This window comes from Streptomyces sp. LS1784, assembly GCF_020103755.1.
Taxonomy (GTDB): Bacteria; Actinomycetota; Actinomycetes; order Streptomycetales; family Streptomycetaceae; genus Kitasatospora.
On the sequence record NZ_JAHSQD010000759.1, the window covers coordinates 1 to 3,194 of the forward strand.

The following is a 3,194-nucleotide window of genomic DNA, read 5'->3' on the forward strand; positions in this document are numbered from 1 at the left end:
GGACGCCGCGGACGGCGGCCCCGGGCCGTCGCGGCCGGCCTGGCCGCAGGCCCCGTCGGCGGACACCGAGGCCTGGCGCCCTGTGCTGGACTCGCTGGCCGCGGGCATCCTGGCGACGGCCACGCCGGAGCGGACCGACCGCCTCTTCCCGGGCGACGTCGAGCAGTTCGGTCCGGTCCACAACGGCCTGGGGCTCGCCCACGGTACGGCCGGCGTGCTGTACGCGCTGTGGGCCTGCGGCCGGCCCGCCCCGGCCGAGCACACCGACTGGCTGGTGGCCCGGGCGAACGCGGAGCCCGACCTGCCGTCCGGGCTGTACGACGGGCTGACCGGCATCGCCTGGGCACTGGCCCGCCTCGGTGCGCCGGAGGCGGCCGGCGCACTCGTCGATCGGCTGCTCGACGCCGAGCCGCCGCTCGATCCGGGGCTGGGTTCCGGACGGGCGGGCATCGCGCTGGGCCTGCTCGACCTGGCCGGCGCACTCGGCCAGGACCGCCTCGCCGACCGGGCCCTGGCCCTCGGGCAGGAGCTGGCCCGGGAGGAGCGAGCGCCGCTGCTGCGCGGCCTGCTGGACGGCTGGAGCGGGCAGGCCTCGCTGTTCCTGCGGCTGCACGGGCAGACCGGCGAGCCGGTCTGGCTGACGGCGGCCGAGGCGGCGCTGGGCCGGGAGCTGGACGAGGCGGACATCACCGACGGGATGCTCTTCCTGGTCGAGGACCGCTACCGGCGCAAGCTCCCGTACCTGGCCGCGGGTGGAGTGGGCACCGCAGGCGTGATCGCCGAGCTGGCCCGGCGCACCGGCGCCGACCGGCTGCCCGCCCGGTTCGCCGAGGCGCTGACGGCCGCCGAGCGCGCCTGCCGCCCGGAGCTGGTCGCCGCGTCGGGCCTGTTCGAGGGCCGGGCCGGGCTGCTGCTGCACCAGCTCAGGACCGGGCACCGGGCGGAGGCCGACCGCCACCTGCGGCTGCTGGAGTGGCACGTGATGGACCATCGCGGCCACCTGGCCTTCCCGGGCCGCCGCTCGATGCGGCTCTCGGCGGACCTGGCCACCGGCGCGGCCGGGGTCCTGACCGCACTGCACGAGGCGGTGCTCGGCCCGGTGCCGCTGCCCGGCATCACCGACCTCGCCCGGCCCTGACACCCGCCATCGACGCCCGGCACCGCACGACGCTGCCCGGCATCACGGACTTCCCCCGGCCCCGTGCCGGGGGAGCACGACGGTCACCACCCGGTGGCCGGGACCACATCACCGAAAGGAACGGACCATGACGCAGATCCTCGCGCTCCAGGGGCTGGAGACCGAGACCGGCACGTCGGCCTACACCAGCACCATCCTCCCGCCCAGCCACACGAGCAGCGCCCTGCACATGCGCTTCGACGCGCCCGTCTCGGACGAGACGGCGCGCTGATGTCGAAGATCCTGGCCCTCCAGGGGCTCGACACCGAGACGGGCGCGGCGACCTACCCGCCCACCGTCGAGCTGCCGCCCAGCCACTGGAGCGGCGCCGCGCACCTGCGCTTCGAGGCGCCGGTGACCAACGAGGAGAGGACGCACTGATGTCGGAGATCCTGGCCCTCCAGGGGCTTGAGAGCGACACCGCACCGTCGGCCCTGGCGAGCAGCTTCCTCAGCACCCAGTCGCACGACTGGGTGGACGGCCCGGTCGAGGCCGAGAAGTAACCGCCAGTCGGCGGCCGCGGGTGCCCGTCGGTCCCATCCCGACGGGCACCCGCCCTTCCGCACCCGGCGGACGGCACGGCGACCCGCCTCAGCGCGGCACCGGGACGTCCGCAGGGACGTCCACAGGGACGGTCAGCCCCTCGCGCTCGGCCAGCACCCCGGCCTGGAACCGGCTCTGCGCCCCGAGCCGCGCCAGCAGGTCGGCGACGTGGCGCCGGCAGGTGCGGGTCGACATGCCCAGCCGCCGGGCGATCGTGTCGTCCTTCTCCCCCGCGGCGAGCAGCAGGGCGATCACGTCCGAGACGTCGCGGGTCACCGTGCGGGCCGCGGTCGGCGCGGTGTCGTACGGCACGGCCTGGCCCCGCTCGTGTTCGAAGAGCCGGACGAAGTGCGCCACCAGCGCCGGTTCCCGGACCATCAGCGCCCCGCCGGTGGCGCGCCGGGCCGGTACGAAGGCCGTGGTCCGGTCCACCACGACCAGCTTGGCCGGCACCTCGGCGCGGGTGCGGATCTCCGCCCCTTCGGCGATGACCAGCTCCGCGTAGGAGCGGGTGGGCGGGTCGAACCGGGTCAGGTGCTGGTACACGCTCCGCAGCCGGACGCCCCGTTCCAGCATGCCCAGGTCCCGGGGCAGCAACTCGGCCAGGGCCGCCTCCGGGTGCCCGCCGCCCGGCCGGATCGCCAGCACCTCCTCCTTCGCGGCGCCCACCACGGAGTCGAGGGCCGAGCGGAGGACGTACGCGTCCTCCAGCAGCCGGACCGAAGCGTCCGAGCCGCCGCCCTGCGACTGGTACACCGGCGCCAGCGAGGCCACCTCCGCGCGCAGCCTGGCCAGTTCCGCCTGCCGGCGGCCCAGCTCGGCCTCCTCCAGGCGCAGCCGTGCCTCCTCCTGCCCGGTCAGCCGCGCGGCGGCCGCCTCCGGCCCGACCGTCGCGTAGCAGCCCCGTTCGGCGCCCGGACGCCGGACCAGCAGGCAGAGCGCCGCCAGCAGGTCGACGGCCCGGCGGCACCGCGCCTCGGTGAGCCCGAGATCGCCGGCCATCCGCGCCGGGTCGGCCGGCTCGACCCGCCGCTGCCGCACCGCCCACTCGTAGACCAGCCGCGTCTCGTGATCGAGCAGGGCCTCCCGCCCCGACGGCCGGATCGTGTCCGTGTTCACCGGATTCATCCACCCCTCCTCAGTCGGCCATTCATCTTCCTGACCCCCTTCGGCCCTTGGCCGCCGCCGCGAACTGTGACGACTATCGGACAACCGCTCCGGAGACCTGTCGTTCACCGGACGCGTCGTCAACCGCCACCTGCTGTCAAGAGGACCGCCATGAGAGAACGTGGAACCGCCCGGGTCGCGTTCACCGCACCCACCCCGGCGGACCCCGGAACCGTGCGTGCCGTGGTCGGCGACCGGCTGCGGCGGGCCCGCCGGGAGGTCCTCCTCTGCTGCCCCGGCGGCGACCCGACCGCGGCGGCGCTGGCCGAGCTGGTGCCGGCCGAAGTGCCGCGCACCGAGCCCGCAC

The 3,194-nt window shown here is 76.0% G+C and carries 5 protein-coding genes and 1 pseudogene; 5 read left to right on the forward strand and 1 reads right to left on the reverse strand.

Annotated elements, in window-relative coordinates:
* The 4 genes and pseudogenes from KS423_RS41880 to KS423_RS47735 all read left to right on the forward strand — a co-directional run.
* A pseudogene (locus KS423_RS41880) lies at positions 1-1,138 on the forward strand (lanthionine synthetase C family protein); the annotation flags it as partial.
* A 127-nt stretch (positions 1,139-1,265) separates the two neighbouring features.
* Entirely contained in the window at positions 1,266-1,409 is a 144-nt protein-coding gene (locus KS423_RS41885) for a hypothetical protein (RefSeq protein ID WP_224284959.1), read from the forward strand.
* Positions 1,409-1,558, forward strand: coding sequence for a hypothetical protein (locus tag KS423_RS41890; RefSeq protein WP_224284960.1), 150 nt, complete (start codon positions 1,409-1,411; stop codon positions 1,556-1,558). The genes KS423_RS41885 and KS423_RS41890 overlap by 1 nt, the downstream gene beginning before the upstream one ends.
* Entirely contained in the window at positions 1,558-1,680 is a 123-nt protein-coding gene (locus tag KS423_RS47735) for a hypothetical protein (RefSeq protein WP_263455795.1), read from the forward strand. The genes KS423_RS41890 and KS423_RS47735 overlap by 1 nt, the downstream gene beginning before the upstream one ends.
* An 88-nt stretch (positions 1,681-1,768) precedes the next feature.
* On the opposite strand, the gene KS423_RS41895 is transcribed toward KS423_RS47735, so the two are convergent.
* Positions 1,769-2,848 (reverse strand): LuxR C-terminal-related transcriptional regulator, encoded by a 1,080-nt coding sequence (locus tag KS423_RS41895; RefSeq protein WP_224284961.1) that lies wholly within the window; start codon positions 2,846-2,848, stop codon positions 1,769-1,771.
* Positions 2,849-2,998: 150 nt separating this feature from the next.
* Between KS423_RS41895 and KS423_RS41900 the strand changes: the two genes are divergently transcribed.
* The coding region (locus KS423_RS41900) for a hypothetical protein (RefSeq protein ID WP_224284962.1) at positions 2,999-3,194 on the forward strand (196 nt) is incomplete at its 3' end.

Coding starts and splice junctions, on each gene's coding strand:
- KS423_RS41885 (WP_224284959.1), top strand. CDS start 1,266: ATGACGCAGATCCTCGCGCTCCAGGGGCTGGAGACCGAGACCGGCACG.
- KS423_RS47735 (WP_263455795.1), top strand. CDS start 1,558: ATGTCGGAGATCCTGGCCCTCCAGGGGCTTGAGAGCGACACCGCACCG.
- KS423_RS41895 (WP_224284961.1), bottom strand. CDS start 2,848: ATGAATCCGGTGAACACGGACACGATCCGGCCGTCGGGGCGGGAGGCC.
- KS423_RS41890 (WP_224284960.1), top strand. CDS start 1,409: ATGTCGAAGATCCTGGCCCTCCAGGGGCTCGACACCGAGACGGGCGCG.